The following is an 18,062-nucleotide window of genomic DNA, read 5'->3' as shown; positions in this document are numbered from 1 at the left end:
GAAAAAGATGAGTGATGCATTTGCAGACGTAGCAAAAATGAAAAAAATTAAAGAGGATATCAAATCCCATGAAGGTCAACTGGTAGAATTAACATTAGAAAATGGCCGAAAACGTGAAAAAAATAAGATAGGTCGCCTTATTGAGGTTTACCCATCCTTATTTATTATCGAGTATAATGATCATTCTGATCAGCCAGGAGCAATTAGTAATTCATATGTTGAATCTTATACATACTCAGATATTCTAACTGAAAAAACATTGATAAGATATCTAAATCAAGATTAAAAATCAGAGAAACAATTTTGTTTCTTTGTTTTTTATTTGATAGTAATTATTATTTACATTATTAAATAATAATGCTATAATAGTCTTTGTGTGAAATAGCAGCAGAAAAATATGAAGCTCGTCAACAGGTGGTTAACTTAGATTAAGTAACCTTTGCTGTTTAGGCGAAAACCCCCTGCACGAATCAGGATTTTTCAAACGGTTATTTCCTCAATTATTTTAGAGGAGGACATTTAATATGTCACGTTATACTGGTCCATCATGGAAACAATCACGTCGCCTAGGTTTATCACTTACAGGCACAGGTAAAGAATTGGCTCGCCGTAACTACGTACCTGGTCAACACGGTCCTAACAACCGTAGCAAACTTTCTGAATACGGTTTACAACTTGCTGAGAAACAAAAACTTCGTTTCTCATACGGTTTAGGTGAAAAACAATTCCGTAACTTGTTCGTACAAGCTACTAAAGTTAAAGAAGGAACTCTTGGTTTCAACTTTATGGTTCTTTTAGAACGTCGTCTTGACAACGTTGTTTACCGTTTAGGTCTTGCAACTACACGTCGTCAAGCTCGTCAATTCGTTAACCATGGTCATATCCTTGTTGACGGAAAACGTGTTGATATTCCATCATACCGCGTTGAAGTTGGTCAAGTAATCTCAGTTCGCGAAAAATCAGTTAAAGTTCCTGCAATCCTTGAAGCTGTTGAAGCTACTCTTGGACGTCCAGCTTTCGTATCATTTGATGCTGAAAAACTTGAAGGTTCATTAACTCGTCTTCCAGAACGTGATGAAATCAACCCAGAAATCAACGAAGCACTTGTCGTTGAATTCTACAACAAAATGCTTTAATTCTTACATTAAACACTTTAAAAGCCTATTTAATAGGCTTTTTTTGTATTCTATTTTAAAAGGTTCACTTAGAGAGAAATAATGTCGCCAGTGTAAATAGTACCTTTATATTTAATTGCTTGATAGTGTTATTGCTGTAATTTTATGATAGTGATAAGATTGTGTTAGATAATCATATTATATCTAAGATTAAAAATATTATCTTAACAGGCTATGTTTGCTTGGCCATGGTTAAGGTCATACAAGAAGATATTTTGAGAAAGAAGGTAAAACATGAAGAAGATAGGAAAACTATTAGTTTTGATTTTTATTGGTATACTTGGTGGTATTGGTGGCAGTTTGTATCAGGATAAGAAGCCTAAGGATGAAAAATATTATTGATATAAGATTTATTGGGCTGATAAATGTAAGGCTAACATATTTGCTGGTGATATTTTTAATGGTAAAAAACTATTTAACCCAATAATTACAGTTTGATTGTAGATTATTTTTGTGACGTTTAGAGGTTAAATTAAGTATACTGTAAACATAAAAAATTCAGTAATATCAGTGTTTAGATGCTGTAAATTTACACAAATTGTAAACTATTAATAGGTTATAAAAAAAACACCTAATGGTGTTTTGGGTAATTATCTTGATAGCATTTTAAGGATGAAGGCTGTCATTTCTTTAGGGGATTCTTTTTTTCCTTTAGCTATCCATTCTTGGCATGTTCCAAAGAAGGCATGGGATAAGAATATGCTGTGGTATTCTCTTTCTTTTTGTGATAATTTGATTTCGGGTGCCTTTGTTAAGGTTTCTCTTACGATAATCTTTCTAACTTTATGTATGATAAAATTTTGGATTTCCTTTGTGCCATTGACAGATAAAAGAGCGGAGAGGAGCTGTTCATTTTGCAAGAAACTGAAGATTTCTTCAAAGGTGTGTTCCCAATTTTCATGTTCTTTATCAAAAACATATTCTAATTTGTGGAATAGAATTTGCTGGTAAGAATCTATCATTTCATATTTATCTTTGTAGTGCGTGTAAAAACTTGATCTGCTTATTCCTGCAGTAATGGCAAGTTGCTTGGTTGTAATGTCATCAAAGCTATTTGTTTTTAATAAGTCAACGAGAGCATCTAAGAGAGCTTTCTTTGTTAATTCTTTTCTACTAGTGTTGAGCATAAAATCCCTTTGTATTCTAAGTAATATTTCTTGCTTTATATGTATTTGTCGGTATAATGTATTGTACCATATTTCAAATTAATTGATTCTATTTTTCAATAAATAGTAACAGAGAGAGAGTTTTTTATGTCAATTATAACACTTATTTTAGCGACTTTAGCTGCTTTAGAGCAAGCTTATATTATGTATATTGAGACTTTTGCGACGCAGTCGACTGCCACACAACGTATCTTCAATATTTCTAAAGAAGAACTAGAGAATCCAACTATAGATAATCTCTTTAAGAACCAAGGAATCTATAATGGACTCATTGCTCTTTTCTTAATTTATGGACTTTTTATTGCTCAAAATAGTGAAATTGTTGCTTTGTTTTTAGTCAATATTTTAGCAGCAGCGCTTTATGGAGCCTTGACAGTTGACAAGAAAATTCTTTTTAAACAAGGCGGAGTTGCTCTAATGGCTTTGATTTCATTGCTATTTTAATCTCATTGTTGACACAGATGTAAACTAAAAAAACAGAAACAGTAGATATGCTAAAGGTGGTTTTCCAGCTTAGAGCCATCTTGTTTCTGTCTTTTTTAGTTATTTGTATTTTTCTTCCAATTTACTCATCCAAATTCCTAACCAGATGCCAAGTCCAAATAGGAGTAAGGCTACTCCCAAAGTGATGATGTTAGTTCCAACATAAGAAATAGCTTCGTCACTTTTAGCATTTGGAATGAGAATAAGTAAGGTACTTGATAGAACAATACCAATGATAAAGTGGTAAACACGTGAATGGTAGTGATTTAGTGCATAATCCATTGCTTTTGAGAAGGTAATCATGGCTAATGCACCACCAATTGCGATTGGTAAAAATGTTCCTACTAAGTCAAGTGATTTAAAACCAATGAGCATAGGTGAGTAAAGCCCTAAAATTAATAAAAGGTTTGAAGGACTCAAGCCAGGGACTAATACGCCGAGTGCAATCAATATTCCTGCTAGAATAAAAGTAAAGAAGTTAGCTGAAACTGTTCCAACGATATCATTTAAGAAAAATAGAAGTATGCCCGAAATCATAAATGTTGCTAAAAACCAAATGATGTCTTTTGTGTCTCGCTTGGTTTTTTTTGTGGATTCAGCAATTAAACTTGGAAGTGTTCCAATAATAGCGCCAGCAAATCCCCATAGAACAGGCACTTGGAAATGCTTAAGTAGAAATTCAACGGGAAATGAGAAGAGTGCTATTCCTAAAATACCACCAATGCCAACAGGGACAAAGAAGAGAAAGTTTTCCATAAAATTTTCTCTAATATGGGCAAGGAAAGAAATGAGTCGCTCATAGATCCCTAAAATAGCTGCTAAAACGCCTCCTGAAACGCCTGGTAGAATGAAACCTAAGGCGATTATCATACCTTTGATAATTCGTGAAAAAAATGATGTCATGTAAACCTCCCCAAATAATATCTCTATTGTACCATATTTGGTTAAAGGAGAGACTTAATTAGGAATCGATTTCGATGGTAATTTCTTGAATATGTTGTGATTGACAAATTTTCCGGATACACTCTTTTACACCTTGTGTTTGACTCTTATCTGATAGTTTGATATGAATTAAAGCTCTGTTTTCTAGACCATCTAAAGACCATACTTGAAATGTATTAATTTCTTGGAGGTAAGGAATGTCCTCCAAAATAGGATAGATTTCTGCTAGGTTGACAGTTTCTGGAATATGGCCAAGTAATAGTTTTACATTTTGCCATAATAATGGGATTGCTTTAGATAAAATAAAAAGAGAGATTGCTATGGAAAGAAGGGGATCAAGGATATACCAAGGTTTAAAATGTAAGAGAATAGAAAGAAAAATAAGAGCCAACCATCCCAAGATATCCTCTAAAAAATGAAGGCTTAAGACTCTCTCATTATGACTTTTTCCCTTATGAACAATATAACTTGCAAGCAGATTAGTGGCTAAAGCAAAAAGCCCTAGAACAAACATCCCTTGATAATTGACGATTTTTGGATGAATCAGATTAGAAATGTTTTCCAGAATAAGAAAAAGAGAGCCTGAAATAAGAATGAGGCTTGTCAGTAAAGCTCCAAGTAAACTAAAAGGTTTATAACCTAAGGTGTAGTGATGATCAGGTTTTTTATTGGAAATTTTTTCTAACCAAGTAGATAAGAAGATTGCAAAGGCATCTCCTAAATCATGAAGAGCATCTGAGAGCACGGCAGTTGAATGAAAAATGATACCGAAGATTACTTCTAAGATTGCGAAAGTTAGGTTGAGTAAGAAAGCTATTAGCATATTTTTTTCAGATGTCATACGTGCTCCTTTTTGGTATACTGATGGTAGTTTTTTTATAAGTTTATTATCACTTAGAAAAAGGATTAGAAAAAGAAACAGTTGATTTGAGATGTTCATAAGTGAACAAAATCTAGAAAGTGTATGGTATGGCAGTTGATAGGCGAATTCAAAAAACACGCAAAATTATTTACGAAGCATTTCTCGAGATTTTAAATGAAAAAGGATATGACCAAATTAGAGTACAAGACATTATTGACTTAGCTAACGTTGGCCGTTCAACATTTTACCAACATTATGAGAGTAAAGAAGTTTTACTGGATCAGTTGTGTCAAGAGTTGTTTCATCATATTTTCTATCAGGAAGAAGATAGTTCATTCAAGGATTATTTAGTGCATATTGTAATGCATTTCAAGAAGAATAAAGATCGTGTAGCCAGTTTGTTATTATCAAATAACCCCTATTTTTTGCTTCATTTAAAAGCTGAATTAGAGCATGATGTTTATCCTGTTCTTTACCAAAATTATGTGAAGGATAAAAAAATACCTGAGCCTTTTATTCATCAATTTGTCGTGTCAAGTTTTATTGAAACCCTAAAATGGTGGTTGCATCAACGTGATATGATTTCAGAAGAAGAACTTATCACTTACTATTTACAGATGATTACAAACAATTGACAATACTGTCAATATATTTATTGTCATAGAAGGTTTTAAATAGGAAATGGCATCGGTGTTACGAGTTAAAGTGATTGCTTTTATTGTAAATGTAATTGCATGTTGTGTAAAGTAAAAGACTGGTCATTGACCAGTCTTTTTAAGCTCTTTATCAGTGTTCATCAAGATAGCCATTTAAAAATTTTGCAGCTAAACTATTTGGAAAAACATTTTCACGCGCTTCATCAAAACTATACCAAGCATAATCGTCTATTTCATTATTTACTTTAAGGTCGGAAGCATCATTGACAAAGACTGTAAAGTTACACATGAGGGTATTTGATGGTTCAAAAAACTTTGTACGATTAAATGTGATTGAGTTAGCTGTTAGTCCAGTTTCTTCTTTTAATTCTCTAATAGCAGCATCTTCTAGTGATTCTCCTTTATTGACATAGCCTGCAACAAGGATTTTTCTTGGACGACCATATTGCTGAATTAATAAGATTTTATTTGTAGCTTTATTGACAACAATTAAACTGACTGCAATATTATACATTGGGAATCGGAATTGGTCACAGTGATTGCAAAAGGGAATAAGGCCTTCAAGGTCTATCTCTTTTTCAACTAATCCCGTTCCACACTCTTGACAAAACTTATTCATATTCACTCCATTTTACTGATAACTTTTTTATAAGATGTATTATAACATGTTGTGTCTTAACAAGGAAATGTGATAAAGGAATTACTTGATAAGATCAACTGATTTGCTATGATAATCAACTATTTTCCAATTGTTATTTTAATAACTTGGGCTATAATAATCTTATAGAGAGCTCTTTATCAAAATAACAGAGGTGAAACTATGAAAACAATTGGTGATCGTATAAAGGAATTACGTCTAAATGCAGGTCTTACACAGACACAGTTAGCTGAAAAATTAGCTATTACAAATCAAGCTGTTTCTAAATGGGAAAAAAACATTTCCCAACCTGATATCAATGTATTGCCGGAGTTAGCTATTATTTTTGGTGTTAGAATTGACGATATTTTTACGTATAATAGGGATAAAATGTATGACAAAATTGACGGGATGTTGGAGAATCATACAAGACTTGATTCTCAGGATTTTTGCCAGTTTGAAGCCTTCTTATTGCATGATATTAATCAAACTAACAATCGTTACCAAGCCAATTCAACTTTGACATATTTGTATTATACTTATTCTGAACAAGTTCGAAGTAAAGCAGTTATATTTGGAAAAAAGGCTTTGGAATTGCAACCAAACTCTAAAGTAGATATTACCTTGATTAATAATGCATCCGGTGGGGCTATCTATGACTGGGACTGCAAGAATCATTCTGAGTTAATCACTTACTATCAAAAAACGTTAAAGACAGCTCCTGAAAATAGTAAAATGTATTTCTACTTATTAGATAATCTCATTGAAGATAACAGATTAGACGAGGCACAAAAAGTGTTGCAAGAATCTTATGACAAAAACAGTCATCCATTAAATCATTTCTATAAGATTCTCCTTGATGAAAAGAAATTAGGATTTCTACAGGTAAAAGAAAGATACGAAGACCTTGCTATGTGTTACCAAGATGATTGGCGTGTTTTGTTTTCAGTGGCTAATAATTATTGTCAAAATGGAGCATATGTTGAAGCTATTCCGATTTGGGAGAAGGCCTGTCAAGTACAAGAGAAACCTCGCTATACAGATTATTATGAATCAATTGCACAATGTTATCTTCTGATGAATGATAAGGAAAATGCTGTAAAAGCCTATCAGGAAGTCTTGAAGATTTTGAAAGAAGATTGGAATTGCAAATTTGGTTTTTATGTTGATAGAATTAATCAAAAAATAGAAGCTTTAATCTCATAACAGCTATTGAAATACATTAGCTTGTCCGTTTTTATGTTTTGCTAAGACACATTTAAGAATTATTTTATAATTAGCTTACTTTTTGTTTATTTCTGCTTGTTATACTAGTGTCAACAAAAAGAAAGAGGTAATTTTATATGAAAACAACAACTTTATCAAATGCAAAACACGTATCTCGTCTAAAAAAACACTTTAAACTTGGTTTAATCTCAGCAGTATTTGCAGCAAGTTTTATGGCAGTTATTGGCCAAGAGTCAACGGTTTCAGCAGCAGAAAATCATGGTAGCTCTGTTTATGGCAAGTTGCAACATAGATACACTGATGAAAAATTAACAGATGACGAGATTTATGAACGTGCACAACATTTAGATTTGTCATATGGGGATTTTGATAAAATCAACGAAAGAATTCGAAATGGTCTAGATACACTAGAGTCAACAGATACCGAAACGCCATCAAATAGTAATGCTGAAGTTAATGAATATCATGGAAGTTCTGTGTATGGCAAGTTGCAACATAGATATACTGATGAAAAATTAACAGATGACGAAATTTATGAACGTGCACAACATTTAGATTTGTCATATGGGGATTTTTAATGAATAGATAATAGGACTTATTCTCTATTTATTCCTAAAAGGAGCAGTTGAGAGAACAAATTACTGCCCTTATCCAATGAGCATCTAAAAAAGACGTTTGGCTATGATAAGAGTTAGTGTTATACTTGAACAAAGATAGCACTAACTTTTTTTGATAAGGAGAACAGATGACTTATAAAATCTTATTAGTAGATGATGAACCAGAAATAATTGATATTAATAAAAGGTATTTAGAACAGGCAGGGCATGCTGTTACAATAGCATCTGATGGGGTTCAAGCCCTTAAGCATTTTAAGCGTGAGCCTTTTGATTTGATTGTCAGCGACATTATGATGCCTAACATGGATGGTTATGATTTTATCAGTGATGTTTTGGTCGAAAAACCTGAGCAACCCTTTCTTTTTATCACGGCTAAAGTTTCAGAACCGGATAAAATTTATTCTCTAAGTCTAGGTGCGGATGATTATATTGCCAAACCTTTTAGTCCTAGGGAGTTGGTATTAAGGGTTAAAAATATTTTGAATCGTATTTATGGAAAAACAGGTCCATCAGATAGTCTTAGGATTGGTGATTTGAAAATGGATAAGAGCACTAGAGAAGTAAGCATTGCTGGCAAAATGCTTAATTTAACCAATAAATCATTTGACTTGCTATGGCTCTTAGCTAGTCATCAAAATCATGTTTTTTCAAAAACAGAATTGTATGAACGTGTCTGGGGTGAAGAGTTTTTAGATGATACCAATACCCTTAATGTGCATATTCATTCTCTGAGAAATGATTTAGCAAAAAACAGTACGGAACAAACACCAACCATTAAGACGGTTTGGGGGTTAGGATATAAGTTAGAGGGGTAATATGAAACTAAGGACCTATATTGTTATTGGCTATTTAGTTTCCATGCTTATTACGATAGCAGGGCTGATAGTTGGTTTAAAGCATATGCTGATTGATAGCAAAGCTATTTTTTATATTTTACTGATTACTGTAGTAGCCTCTTTAACAGGAGGGATTGTCAATCTGCTTTTATTAACAAATGTGTTCTCGTCACTCAAGAAGTTAAGAGTAAAGATGCAGGCCATATCTCAGAGACAATTTCAGCAGGAGGTTAACATTTCCTCACCTCAGGAATTTAAAGTCTTAGAAGATAGTTTTAATCAAATGTCTCATGATTTAGAAGCTAGTTTTGAATCACTTAATGAGAGCGAACGTGAAAAATCCATGATGATTGCTCAGTTGTCGCATGATATCAAAACACCACTCACTTCTATTCAAGCGACAGTAGAAGGGATTTTAGATGGGGTTATTACAAAAAGTGAGCAAAGGCATTATTTAAATACCATTTCGCGACAAACCAACCGCTTAAACCAACTGGTGGAAGAATTGCATCTGGTTAGTCTTAATGATCATTCGCAAGATAATCAAATGAATCAAGAGCAACAAATTTATTTAGAGACTTTATTAATTGACAGTCTATCTGAGTTTCAGTTGACATTAGAGCAGGAAAATCGACACGTTTCAATTGCTGTTTCTCCAGAAGTTGTTAAAATTCGAAGTCAATATGATGCATTGTCACGTATTGTGCTTAATTTAGTTAGCAATGCCATTAAATATTCAGAGAGTGGAACGCCTTTAACTATAAATGCCTATAAGCAAGGAGGTAGCATCCATATTGATGTTATTGATCAAGGTCAAGGCATTCGAAAAGAAGATTTAGATCGTATTTTTAAACGTCTTTACCGCGTTGAATCTTCACGAAATATGACCACAGGAGGCCATGGACTAGGACTTTACATTGCACGACAATTAGCAGGACAACTAGGAGGAGACATTACTGTTGAAAGTGATTTAGGAAAAGGAAGTTGTTTCTCCCTAAGATTTCCTGCCAGACAGTAACAGCTTAGAAGAATTTTGATTAGTGCACCTTATTGATTAGATTCAGCAATCTATTGAATAAGGTGTTTTTTATTTGATCATAAAAGAACTGAAGTTAAGTGTCATTGGATTTTTTGACATGTCATAACTGTTGCACGTCTTGAGTCTGGGGTTGCGTGTTATTTTTGTATTTATTAGCTATACTTTCCTTAGAAATAAAAAGGAGAATTATTTATGGTGCAGTTTATAAGGAAGTATAAAAATAACTTTATTTGGATTTTATTGTTTGGTATAGCAGGTATTGTTTTTAAAGTAACATGTAAACTGCTCTTGACACTATTGACAAGATACCCACGCACAGGACATTTATTTTTAATTCTTTTATTTATTTTAGCTATGGTTAATAATTCCTCAGCAACTTTGATTTTTGCTATCTTAATTATTTTCACAGTTATTGATTTATTAGATTTTAAAAGATAATTTGTTTAGGAGAAGACATGGAGATTTCAACTATTCTTAAAGAAGCTAGATTAAAACAGGGGTTAACGCAACAAGAACTTGCTGATAAGGTTTACGTAACAAGGCAAACTATTTCAAAATGGGAACTTGGAAAAAGTGTTCCAGATAGAATTTCTTTAGAACTGCTTCATAAAGAACTAGATATTAGTCAAGATGATCGACGGAATTCAGTAAAGCATTTCTTTACAAAAGAGCAATTTTTCTTGACACTAGTTGTTATCACTTTTTCACCAGGAATACTAGGAGTAAGGTTTTTCATGACCCGTCTTAATCAATTGAAGGACAGACGACTCACCCTATTCATAAATTGCCTGCTTTCTTTATTAGTAGCTTTCTATTTAAAGAGTCTAAAAGACAGTCTTTTTGCAATTATTATTTCAGTTATTACCTTGACTTACTTTAGTTATCGGCTTCATCAACTTAACCTTGAGAAAATAGAGTAAAGAGGATTATAGTTTATGTGTAAACAAGATTGACAAGGCAATAAACATTCCTTTAATCTTGAGGAATCGATTTAAACAGAGTAATATCCAAGAATCAGGATAGTTCTAGTGATGACCATTATCATATGTTCTGAAATAGTTAGCTTTGTTTTCACCAAAATTAAAAGAAAAAAGCCTGTGAAACGTTGATTTTGTACTGACCCCCAGAAGTTGGACAATTAATTATTGCAAGGATTTGGTTCTGTATTGAACAGGACTAAGTCCTTTTAGTTTTGCTTTGATTCGTTTGTTGTTGTAGTAAAAAATGTAATCTGTGATAGCTTGTTCAAGCTCATCAAGGGTTTTGTAAGACTTCTCAAGTCCATAGAACATCTCCGATTTGAGAATGCCAAAGAAGGATTCCATCATCCCATTATCTGGACTATTTCCCTTTCGAGACATAGAGGGACGAATCCCTTTGGTTTCCAAAAACTGATGGTAAGACTGGTGCTGGTACTGCCACCCTTGGTCGCTGTGGAGAATAGTTCCACTGTATGAATCCGCTGGAAAAGCCTTCTCAAGCATCGTTTGAACCTGTTTCAAGTCAGGCGAGCGAGATAAGGTAAAGTCAATAATCTCACAGTTATAGCCATCAAAAACTGGCGATAGATAAAGCTTCCCTTCAGGTAAGGCAAACTCTGTCACATCGGTATAACACTTCTCATAGGGTTTAGAACCTTCGAATTGACGTTTAATCAGATTATCAGCCTTCTTACCAACCTCACCTTTGTAAGAAGAGTACTTGCGCTTACGACGAATGCGAGCCGCTAAGCCCATAACTGTCATCAAGCGTTGCACCTTTTTGTGATTGATGAGGAATCCTCGATTTCTGAGTTCTAAATAAATCCGACGATAGCCATAGTTTCCTTTATGTTCATCATAAATCCCTCGAATCAAATTCTTTAGTTCTATATCCTTATCTCCTTGAGCTAGTCGCTTCACTTGATAGTAATAGGTGGAGCACGGTAAATCAAGGATTTCAAGTAGCGTCTCTAGGGAAAACCGATTCGTTAATGCTTGAATGATTTCTGTTGCTCTTTGAGCTTTACTTCGTCCCTCAAGCGGTATTCTCTCAGCTTTTTTAGCACAGCATTCTCCGCTCTTAAGTATTCTAATTCTTTCTGAAGACGTTCCAATTCAGTCATCTCTTCTAGCTTTTTCTTAGGCTTTCGTCCCATCTTAGCAGGTCTCCCTCTTGGTTTTTCAAGAATAGTATAACCGTTTTTCTTGTATTGCGCTATCCAATTTGGGAGCATCCCTCGATTTGGCAAGGTATAATCAAGAGAAACTGAGAGTTGAGAGCAACCATGAATCAAGACTTTATCTATCATTTCCTGCTTTAATTCGAGTGAATAATACCTATTTTTACCTTTTTCAACGATTTCTAAGCCATACCGATCCATGAGTTTTATCATGTATGTGAGATTGGCAATGGTTACCTTGTATGTTTGGCTAAGATTGGTCCACGACACGCCGCTCTTTTTCAGCTCATATATTTCTAGTTTATCTTCATAACTTAATTTCATAAGAAAAACACCCCAACTGTTAGATTTTGTGTCTAACTTTTGGGGTGCAGTTCATTTCATAGGCTTTTTATATTCAATTATTTAACCTCAGTAAAAGTTACGTGTTTACGTAATTTTGGTGAGTATTTTTTCAATTGAAGACGGTCTGGAGTGTTACGTTTGTTTTTTGAAGTAAGGTACAAGCGTTCACCAGATTCTTTATGTTCAAGTGTAATATTTACGCGCATGGTATCTCCCTTCTATTATTTAGCTTCGTTAGCTTTAGCGATTTTACGTCCTTTGTAGTATCCTTTAAGTGATACACGGTGAGAACGTGAGTAATCTCCAGTAGTTTCGTCGAATTGTACAGATGGAGCTGTCAATTTGTAATGTGTACGACGTTTGTTCTTTTTAGCTTTAGACGTGTGACGTGCAGGAACTGCCATTTTTTCTATCCTCCGGTTTAAATATTTTGAGCGGTACAAGTTTTAGGGATAATTCTAACAGTGAAATATCGGATTTCAACTGTTTCCTCGTTTCCTAGCCTTTGGCTCAGCTTAATTGTTTGTTTTTGATTTTCATCAACTTTAATAGATTATCATATTTTTTTTGTAAAGTAAAGTTACTTGACAAAAAAATATTTAAAATGCTCTGCTATTCTACAAAAAGAAGGAGAAAAGTGATAGAATAAGTTAAATGATATTGTAAAAAGAAAGGATAAGGCATGACCTTGTGTGAGCTAAGCACAGTTTTTAATGCCTTTGTATCTTAGTGTTATGAAATTACAAAAACCTAAAGGGACTCAGGACATCCTTCCTATTGAAGCTGCTAAGTGGCAGTATGTTGAGAATGTTGCACGTGAAACATTTAAAACATATAATTATGGTGAAATCCGCACGCCTATGTTTGAACATTACGAAGTGATTAGCCGTTCTGTTGGTGATACAACTGACATTGTTACTAAAGAAATGTATGATTTTCACGATAAGGGAGATCGTCATATCACGCTTCGCCCTGAAGGAACAGCTCCAGTTGTCCGTTCTTATGTTGAAAATAAATTATTTGCACCAGAAGTGCAAAAACCTGTGAAGGTTTATTACATTGGGTCAATGTTTCGCTATGAGCGTCCACAGGCTGGCCGTCTCCGTGAATTCCACCAAGTAGGTGTTGAGTGTTTTGGGTCAGCAAATCCTGCTAGTGATGTTGAAACAATTGCAATGGCCTATCATTTGTTTGATACCTTAGGTGTTAAAGATGTTACCTTGCATTTGAATACTTTAGGAAGTCCTGAAAGCCGTGCTGCTTACCGTCAAGCTCTGATTGATTACTTATCTCCAATGCGTCAGCAATTATCAAAGGATAGTCAACGCCGTTTGGATGAAAATCCTTTGCGTGTGCTAGATTCAAAAGAAAAAGAAGACATTGTTGCAGTAGAAAATGCGCCATCGATTCTTGATTATCTGGATGAAGCAAGTCAAGCTCATTTTGATGCCGTTCGTGAGATGCTTGACATGCTTAATATTCCTTATGTCATTGATACTAATATGGTTCGTGGCCTTGATTATTACAACCATACCATTTTTGAATTTATTACACGGGTTGATCAGACAGATTTAACCATTTGTGCAGGTGGTCGTTACGATGGTTTAGTGTCTTACTTTGGAGGTCCTGAAACACCTGGCTTTGGCTTTGGTTTAGGATTAGAGCGCCTTTTGATGATTCTGGACAAACAAGGTGTTACATTACCTGTTGAAACGGAGATGGATGTCTATGTTGCCGTCTTGGGGGAAGGCGCTAATAGCAAAGCTTTAGAACTTGTTCAAGGTCTTCGCCGACAAGGCTATACAGCAGAGCGGGATTACTTAGGCCGTAAAATTAAAGCCCAATTCAAATCAGCTGATGTTTATAAGGCCAAGGCAGTGATTACTCTTGGTGAAAGTGAAGTCCAAGAAGGACAGGTTACTATTAAAAATAATCAGACAAGACAAGAAATTACAGCAAGTCTTGAAGAGATTATGACCAACTTTGCTAGCTTGATTGAAAAAATTTAATACAGAAAGGTGAGAGGAAACTTTCACCTTTTAGCTTTTTAAAAATAAAGCAATAAAAGAGAATTGAAAATCTCAAATTCCCTCTTTAAATGGGTGGGGTTTTTAAGGGCTTTTTGCTATAATAGAAGACAGACAAAAAAATGTAACGGAGATATTAAATGAAACGAAGTATCTATGCAGGACGTGTTCGTAAGGAGCATGTTGGACAAGAAATCACATTGAAAGGTTGGGTTGGTCGCCGTCGAGATTTGGGTGGATTAATCTTTATTGATCTACGTGACCGCGAAGGGATTATGCAACTTGTTATTAATCCAGAAGAGGTTGATGCAAAAGTAATGGCAACAGCTGAAACTTTACGTAGTGAATACGTTATTGAGGTTACAGGTCTTGTAGAAGAACGCCAACAAGCTAATGATAAAGTTGCTACTGGAGCTGTTGAATTAAAAGTTACTGATTTACAAGTTTTGAATGTGTCAAAAACAACACCTTTTGAAATTAAAGATGGTGTGGAAGTTAGTGATGAGAATCGTCTACGCTACCGTTACTTAGATTTACGCCGTCCGGAAATGTTGGAAAACTTTAAACTCCGTGCAAAAGTAACCCATTCTATTCGTAACTACTTGGATGGTCTAGAATTTATTGATGTTGAAACACCAATGCTGACCAAATCAACGCCAGAAGGTGCGCGTGATTATTTGGTGCCAAGTCGAGTTAGCCAAGGTCATTTCTATGCCTTGCCTCAAAGTCCTCAAATTACAAAACAGCTTTTAATGAATGCAGGATTTGACCGTTATTATCAAATTGTAAAATGTTTCCGTGATGAAGATTTGCGAGGAGACCGTCAACCTGAGTTTACACAAGTTGACTTAGAGACATCATTCTTATCTGAAATTGAGATTCAAGATCTTGTAGAAGGCATGATTGCTAAAGTTATGAAAGATACTAAAGGAATGGATGTTACACTTCCCTTCCCACGTATGGCTTATAATGATGCTATGAATTTATATGGCTCTGATAAGCCAGATACACGTTTTGATATGCAACTTCAAGACTTGACAGAACTTGTCAAGGGAGTTGACTTCAAAGTGTTCTCAGAAGCTCAAGCGGTTAAAGCTATTGTAGTTAAAGGGAATGCAGATCACTATTCTCGTAAAGATATTGATAAACTGACAGAATACGCAAAACAATTTGGTGCTAAAGGACTTGCTTGGGTTAAAGTAACAGATGCTAAATTGGCTGGCCCAGTTGCAAAATTCTTGACAAGTATTGAGTCTGAGTTGTCATCTGCTTTACAGTTGGCTGAGAATGATTTAATCTTGTTTGTTGCAGACACACTTGAAGTGGCTAATGAAACTCTCGGTGCTTTACGAAACAGATTAGCAAAAGAACTTGGCTTAATTGATGAGTCACAATTTAACTTCTTATGGATTGTAGATTGGCCAATGTTTGAATGGTCAGAAGAAGAAGGCCGTTACATGTCTGCTCATCATCCTTTCACATTACCAACGCAAGAGTCCGCTCATGAATTAGAAGGAGATTTGGCTAAGGTTGGTGCAGTGGCTTATGATATTGTTTTAAATGGTTATGAGCTTGGCGGAGGAAGTCTTCGTATTAATCAAAAAGATATGCAAGAACGCATGTTCAAAGCCCTTGGTTTTACAGCGGAGGAAGCTCATGAACAATTTGGATTCTTGTTAGAAGCTATGGATTTTGGATTCCCACCACATGGGGGTCTTGCTATTGGTCTTGACAGATTTGTCATGTTGTTAGCAGGTAAAGATAATATTCGTGAGGTCATTGCTTTCCCTAAAAATAATAAGGCAAGCGATCCAATGACTCAGGCACCAAGTCTTGTTTCAAACAAACAGTTAGAAGAACTCAGTCTTCAAATAGAAAGCCATGATTAAGAAAACATCTTACAAGAAAAAAGTAAAATACGTTATTAATAGGGGTGCCAAAAAAGTTGGTTTACTCCATACTTTAAAGGGTATCTCAAAAGAAAAATATGCAGAGAAGATTTCAGCTTCTCTGCTTTATGGCATACTTTCTAGTATTGCAGTTAATTTCTTTTTCCAACCAGGTCATGTTTATGCAAGTGGTGCAACGGGATTAGCTCAGGTTATTTCAGAGTTAAGCCATCGTGTGGGAATGCATTTGCCAATTTCACTTGTTTACTATTTAATTAATATCCCCTTGCTTATACTTGCATGGTATAAAATCGGGCATAAATTTACAATATTTACATTTATAACTGTCAGCATGAGTTCACTTTTTATTCAAATCATGCCGCAAGTTGTTGTCACAGAAGATCCAATTATTAATGCCATTTTTGGTGGATTAGTGATGGGTGTAGGTATTGGTTTAGGTTTAAAATCTCGTATCTCAAGTGGTGGTACAGATATTATTAGTCTGGTTCTTAGGCAAAAAACGGGCAAGGATGTGGGCACAATTTCATTAATTGTTAATGGGATTATTCTAGTTCTTGCAGGAATTCTTTTTGGATGGGAATATGCTCTTTACTCAATGATTGCTATCTTCATTTCAAGTCGTGTTACAGATGCTATTTTTACCAAACAAAAAAAATTACAAGCCATGATTGTTACAGAACATCCTGAGCTTGTTATAAAAAGTATTCATAAGAAATTACACCGTGGTGTTACCTCAATCAAAGATGCTGAAGGGACGTATAATCATCAGCAAAAATCTGTTTTAATTACAATATTAACGCAAGAAGAGTACAGTGATTTTAAACTTTTAATGTTGAAAGCTGATCCCAAAGCTTTCATTTCTATAGCTGAGAATGTTAGAATTATTGGTCGTTTCGCTGACGACTAGAAATCAAGGAGGTGTAAATGCCAGTTGACAACAAAATACAAGTCAAGAATATTTGCTTAATTCTGCTTGGAGCAGCTATTTATGCCTTTGCATTTGTTTATTTTTATATGGCAAACCGCATTGCTGCAAATGGTATGGCTGGTTTAACACTTGTTGGGAATGCTTTGTTTTCCATTAACCCTACTATTTCAGGTTACCTAATCAATTTACCTTTGGTCTTTTTAGGCAGTAAGTTTTTTGGTCGCAGATCGACCATTTACACTGTGACTGGAATTGTTTCTCTTTACCTCTTTATTTGGGTATTTCAACAAATTCCATTACTTATTGATCTTGATCATGACAATTTGGTTATCTCCTTAATGGCTGGAATTGTCGGTGGTATTGGAGGAGGACTGGTCTTTAGAAACGGTGGAACTATTGGCGGAGCAGATATTATTGCCAAATTTGTTGAAAATCGATTTGGGTTACAACTTAATCAAGCTTTACTAGGAATTGACATCTTTGTCATGATTATATCTTTAACCTATATTTCAATTCCGGAGATGATGTATGCTTTGATTGCTAGTTTTATGTATGGCCGTATTGCCCACCTTGTTCAAAATGGTGGTTACTCTGTACGAGGCACTATTATTATTTCAGACTATTCATCAGAGATTTCTAAGTTCATTATGGAAGAGCTTGGGCGTGGGGTGACTTATCTTAATGGCGAAGGCGCTTATTCTGCCAAAGAAAAGAAAGTTATTTATGTTGCCTTAAGTAGAACAGATGTACGAGAAGTTAAAGCAATTGTTAATGTTATTGATCCACGCGCTTTTATAGCCATTTTTGATATGGACGAGATTAATAGCCCAGATTTCTTTCTCCCTAAAAAGAAAAGTCGAAAAAGAAAATCTCTAGTTTAGAGTGAAGGGAATAGGGATGGTCAGTGTATTTTATTTAGTAAATGAAAAAGATTAGAACTGATTCTTGTATTTTTTGTAAGAAACATTAGTAAAGTATTGAATGCATCAAAAAGTAAAAAGAAAATGATAAAGAAAATTGGAGACAGATTGACTTTGTCTCTAATCTGAAA

Annotated in this window: 21 protein-coding genes; 14 read left to right on the top strand and 7 right to left on the bottom strand. The window is 34.6% G+C overall.

Annotation, left to right across the window (positions count from 1 at the left end):
* Positions 1-7 precede the first annotated feature (7 nt).
* Together Q9317_RS10395 and rpsD are read left to right on the top strand one after the other, a co-directional pair.
* Positions 8-286, top strand: a complete 279-nt coding sequence (locus Q9317_RS10395) for a Veg family protein (protein WP_003100499.1) — start codon at positions 8-10, stop codon at positions 284-286.
* Positions 287-524: 238 nt separating this feature from the next.
* On the top strand, positions 525-1,136 hold the full coding sequence (gene rpsD / locus Q9317_RS10390) for a 30S ribosomal protein S4 (RefSeq protein WP_003100498.1): 612 nt from the start codon (positions 525-527) through the stop codon (positions 1,134-1,136).
* 629 nt (positions 1,137-1,765) lie between these two features.
* Here the strand turns inward: rpsD and Q9317_RS10385 are convergent.
* On the bottom strand, positions 1,766-2,302 hold the full coding sequence (locus tag Q9317_RS10385) for a TetR/AcrR family transcriptional regulator (protein ID WP_003100492.1): 537 nt from the start codon (positions 2,300-2,302) through the stop codon (positions 1,766-1,768).
* 126 nt (positions 2,303-2,428) lie between these two features.
* Between Q9317_RS10385 and Q9317_RS10380 the strand changes: the two genes are divergently transcribed.
* Entirely contained in the window at positions 2,429-2,785 is a 357-nt protein-coding gene (locus Q9317_RS10380; RefSeq protein WP_003100490.1) for a DUF1304 domain-containing protein, read from the top strand.
* A gap of 99 nt (positions 2,786-2,884) precedes the next feature.
* Here the strand turns inward: Q9317_RS10380 and Q9317_RS10375 are convergent, their stop codons facing one another.
* Positions 2,885-3,727: a DUF368 domain-containing protein gene (locus Q9317_RS10375; RefSeq protein WP_003100489.1), complete on the bottom strand. Its 843-nt coding sequence runs from the start codon at positions 3,725-3,727 to the stop codon at positions 2,885-2,887.
* 58 nt (positions 3,728-3,785) lie between these two features.
* On the bottom strand, positions 3,786-4,607 hold the full coding sequence (locus tag Q9317_RS10370; RefSeq protein ID WP_003100487.1) for a cation diffusion facilitator family transporter: 822 nt from the start codon (positions 4,605-4,607) through the stop codon (positions 3,786-3,788).
* A 128-nt stretch (positions 4,608-4,735) separates the two neighbouring features.
* Between Q9317_RS10370 and Q9317_RS10365 the strand changes: the two genes are divergently transcribed.
* Positions 4,736-5,263: a TetR/AcrR family transcriptional regulator gene (locus Q9317_RS10365; RefSeq protein WP_003100485.1), complete on the top strand. Its 528-nt coding sequence runs from the start codon at positions 4,736-4,738 to the stop codon at positions 5,261-5,263.
* 151 nt (positions 5,264-5,414) lie between these two features.
* On the opposite strand, the gene Q9317_RS10360 is transcribed toward Q9317_RS10365, so the two are convergent.
* Positions 5,415-5,903, bottom strand: a complete 489-nt coding sequence (locus Q9317_RS10360) for an NAD(+) diphosphatase (RefSeq protein WP_003100483.1) — start codon at positions 5,901-5,903, stop codon at positions 5,415-5,417.
* A 201-nt stretch (positions 5,904-6,104) separates the two neighbouring features.
* Between Q9317_RS10360 and Q9317_RS10355 the strand changes: the two genes are divergently transcribed.
* From Q9317_RS10355 to Q9317_RS10330, 6 genes are all read left to right on the top strand, one after another.
* Positions 6,105-7,127, top strand: coding sequence for a helix-turn-helix domain-containing protein (locus Q9317_RS10355; protein WP_003100481.1), 1,023 nt, complete (start codon positions 6,105-6,107; stop codon positions 7,125-7,127).
* Positions 7,128-7,264: 137 nt separating this feature from the next.
* Positions 7,265-7,726 carry a hypothetical protein gene (locus Q9317_RS10350; RefSeq protein ID WP_003100478.1) on the top strand — a complete coding sequence of 154 codons (462 nt, stop codon included), beginning with the start codon at positions 7,265-7,267 and terminating at the stop codon, positions 7,724-7,726.
* Positions 7,727-7,893: 167 nt separating this feature from the next.
* Positions 7,894-8,580, top strand: coding sequence for a response regulator transcription factor (locus Q9317_RS10345; protein WP_003100477.1), 687 nt, complete (start codon positions 7,894-7,896; stop codon positions 8,578-8,580).
* A 1-nt stretch (position 8,581) separates the two neighbouring features.
* Positions 8,582-9,619 (top strand): sensor histidine kinase, encoded by a 1,038-nt coding sequence (locus Q9317_RS10340; protein WP_003100474.1) that lies wholly within the window; start codon positions 8,582-8,584, stop codon positions 9,617-9,619.
* Positions 9,620-9,832: 213 nt separating this feature from the next.
* Positions 9,833-10,078, top strand: coding sequence for a hypothetical protein (locus Q9317_RS10335; protein WP_003100472.1), 246 nt, complete (start codon positions 9,833-9,835; stop codon positions 10,076-10,078).
* 17 nt (positions 10,079-10,095) lie between these two features.
* Positions 10,096-10,560 (top strand): helix-turn-helix domain-containing protein, encoded by a 465-nt coding sequence (locus Q9317_RS10330; protein WP_003100470.1) that lies wholly within the window; start codon positions 10,096-10,098, stop codon positions 10,558-10,560.
* A 222-nt stretch (positions 10,561-10,782) separates the two neighbouring features.
* Here Q9317_RS10330 and Q9317_RS10325 read toward each other — a convergent pair.
* The 3 genes from Q9317_RS10325 to rpmF all read right to left on the bottom strand — a co-directional run bounded on the left by Q9317_RS10325 (position 10,783) and on the right by rpmF (position 12,550).
* Positions 10,783-12,125, bottom strand: a protein-coding gene (locus Q9317_RS10325) for an IS3 family transposase (RefSeq protein WP_370297234.1) whose coding sequence is annotated in 2 segments (ribosomal slippage) — positions 10,783-11,675 and positions 11,675-12,125 — 1,344 coding nt in all. Because the reading frame shifts where the segments join, the coding sequence is not laid out codon by codon here.
* 77 nt (positions 12,126-12,202) lie between these two features.
* On the bottom strand, positions 12,203-12,352 hold the full coding sequence (rpmG, locus tag Q9317_RS10320) for a 50S ribosomal protein L33 (RefSeq protein WP_002982147.1): 150 nt from the start codon (positions 12,350-12,352) through the stop codon (positions 12,203-12,205).
* 15 nt (positions 12,353-12,367) lie between these two features.
* A complete protein-coding gene (rpmF, locus tag Q9317_RS10315; protein ID WP_000290414.1) occupies positions 12,368-12,550 on the bottom strand; it encodes a 50S ribosomal protein L32 in 183 nt (60 codons plus the stop codon).
* A 330-nt stretch (positions 12,551-12,880) separates the two neighbouring features.
* Between rpmF and hisS the strand changes: the two genes are divergently transcribed.
* The 4 genes from hisS to Q9317_RS10295 all read left to right on the top strand — a co-directional run bounded on the left by hisS (position 12,881) and on the right by Q9317_RS10295 (position 17,892).
* Positions 12,881-14,155, top strand: coding sequence for a histidine--tRNA ligase (gene hisS, locus Q9317_RS10310; protein ID WP_016356260.1), 1,275 nt, complete (start codon positions 12,881-12,883; stop codon positions 14,153-14,155).
* A gap of 158 nt (positions 14,156-14,313) precedes the next feature.
* Positions 14,314-16,062, top strand: coding sequence for an aspartate--tRNA ligase (aspS, locus tag Q9317_RS10305; protein ID WP_003100450.1), 1,749 nt, complete (start codon positions 14,314-14,316; stop codon positions 16,060-16,062).
* A complete protein-coding gene (locus Q9317_RS10300) occupies positions 16,055-16,990 on the top strand; it encodes a YitT family protein (protein ID WP_003100448.1) in 936 nt (311 codons plus the stop codon). Before aspS ends, Q9317_RS10300 begins: the two co-directional genes overlap by 8 nt.
* A gap of 17 nt (positions 16,991-17,007) precedes the next feature.
* Complete coding sequence (locus tag Q9317_RS10295; RefSeq protein WP_003100445.1) at positions 17,008-17,892, top strand: YitT family protein; 885 nt, start codon at positions 17,008-17,010, stop codon at positions 17,890-17,892.
* The last annotated feature ends 170 nt before the right edge of the window (positions 17,893-18,062 follow it).

This window comes from Streptococcus iniae (assembly GCF_030732225.1).
In the GTDB taxonomy this organism is placed as follows: domain Bacteria; phylum Bacillota; class Bacilli; order Lactobacillales; family Streptococcaceae; genus Streptococcus; species Streptococcus iniae.
The sequence above is the reverse complement of the archived record's forward strand: the minus strand, read 5'-3'. Positions and strand labels throughout refer to the sequence as shown.

What these genes read in the sequence shown, in the direction of transcription:
- Q9317_RS10395 (WP_003100499.1), top strand. Translation starts at nt 8, where the DNA reads ATGAGTGATGCATTTGCAGACGTAGCAAAAATGAAAAAAATTAAAGAG.
- rpsD (WP_003100498.1), top strand. Translation starts at nt 525, where the DNA reads ATGTCACGTTATACTGGTCCATCATGGAAACAATCACGTCGCCTAGGT.
- Q9317_RS10385 (WP_003100492.1), bottom strand. Translation starts at nt 2,302, where the DNA reads ATGCTCAACACTAGTAGAAAAGAATTAACAAAGAAAGCTCTCTTAGAT.
- Q9317_RS10380 (WP_003100490.1), top strand. Translation starts at nt 2,429, where the DNA reads ATGTCAATTATAACACTTATTTTAGCGACTTTAGCTGCTTTAGAGCAA.
- Q9317_RS10375 (WP_003100489.1), bottom strand. Translation starts at nt 3,727, where the DNA reads ATGACATCATTTTTTTCACGAATTATCAAAGGTATGATAATCGCCTTA.
- Q9317_RS10370 (WP_003100487.1), bottom strand. Translation starts at nt 4,607, where the DNA reads ATGACATCTGAAAAAAATATGCTAATAGCTTTCTTACTCAACCTAACT.
- Q9317_RS10365 (WP_003100485.1), top strand. Translation starts at nt 4,736, where the DNA reads ATGGCAGTTGATAGGCGAATTCAAAAAACACGCAAAATTATTTACGAA.
- Q9317_RS10360 (WP_003100483.1), bottom strand. Translation starts at nt 5,903, where the DNA reads ATGAATAAGTTTTGTCAAGAGTGTGGAACGGGATTAGTTGAAAAAGAG.
- Q9317_RS10355 (WP_003100481.1), top strand. Translation starts at nt 6,105, where the DNA reads ATGAAAACAATTGGTGATCGTATAAAGGAATTACGTCTAAATGCAGGT.
- Q9317_RS10350 (WP_003100478.1), top strand. Translation starts at nt 7,265, where the DNA reads ATGAAAACAACAACTTTATCAAATGCAAAACACGTATCTCGTCTAAAA.
- Q9317_RS10345 (WP_003100477.1), top strand. Translation starts at nt 7,894, where the DNA reads ATGACTTATAAAATCTTATTAGTAGATGATGAACCAGAAATAATTGAT.
- Q9317_RS10340 (WP_003100474.1), top strand. Translation starts at nt 8,582, where the DNA reads ATGAAACTAAGGACCTATATTGTTATTGGCTATTTAGTTTCCATGCTT.
- Q9317_RS10335 (WP_003100472.1), top strand. Translation starts at nt 9,833, where the DNA reads ATGGTGCAGTTTATAAGGAAGTATAAAAATAACTTTATTTGGATTTTA.
- Q9317_RS10330 (WP_003100470.1), top strand. Translation starts at nt 10,096, where the DNA reads ATGGAGATTTCAACTATTCTTAAAGAAGCTAGATTAAAACAGGGGTTA.
- rpmG (WP_002982147.1), bottom strand. Translation starts at nt 12,352, where the DNA reads ATGCGCGTAAATATTACACTTGAACATAAAGAATCTGGTGAACGCTTG.
- rpmF (WP_000290414.1), bottom strand. Translation starts at nt 12,550, where the DNA reads ATGGCAGTTCCTGCACGTCACACGTCTAAAGCTAAAAAGAACAAACGT.
- hisS (WP_016356260.1), top strand. Translation starts at nt 12,881, where the DNA reads ATGAAATTACAAAAACCTAAAGGGACTCAGGACATCCTTCCTATTGAA.
- aspS (WP_003100450.1), top strand. Translation starts at nt 14,314, where the DNA reads ATGAAACGAAGTATCTATGCAGGACGTGTTCGTAAGGAGCATGTTGGA.
- Q9317_RS10300 (WP_003100448.1), top strand. Translation starts at nt 16,055, where the DNA reads ATGATTAAGAAAACATCTTACAAGAAAAAAGTAAAATACGTTATTAAT.
- Q9317_RS10295 (WP_003100445.1), top strand. Translation starts at nt 17,008, where the DNA reads ATGCCAGTTGACAACAAAATACAAGTCAAGAATATTTGCTTAATTCTG.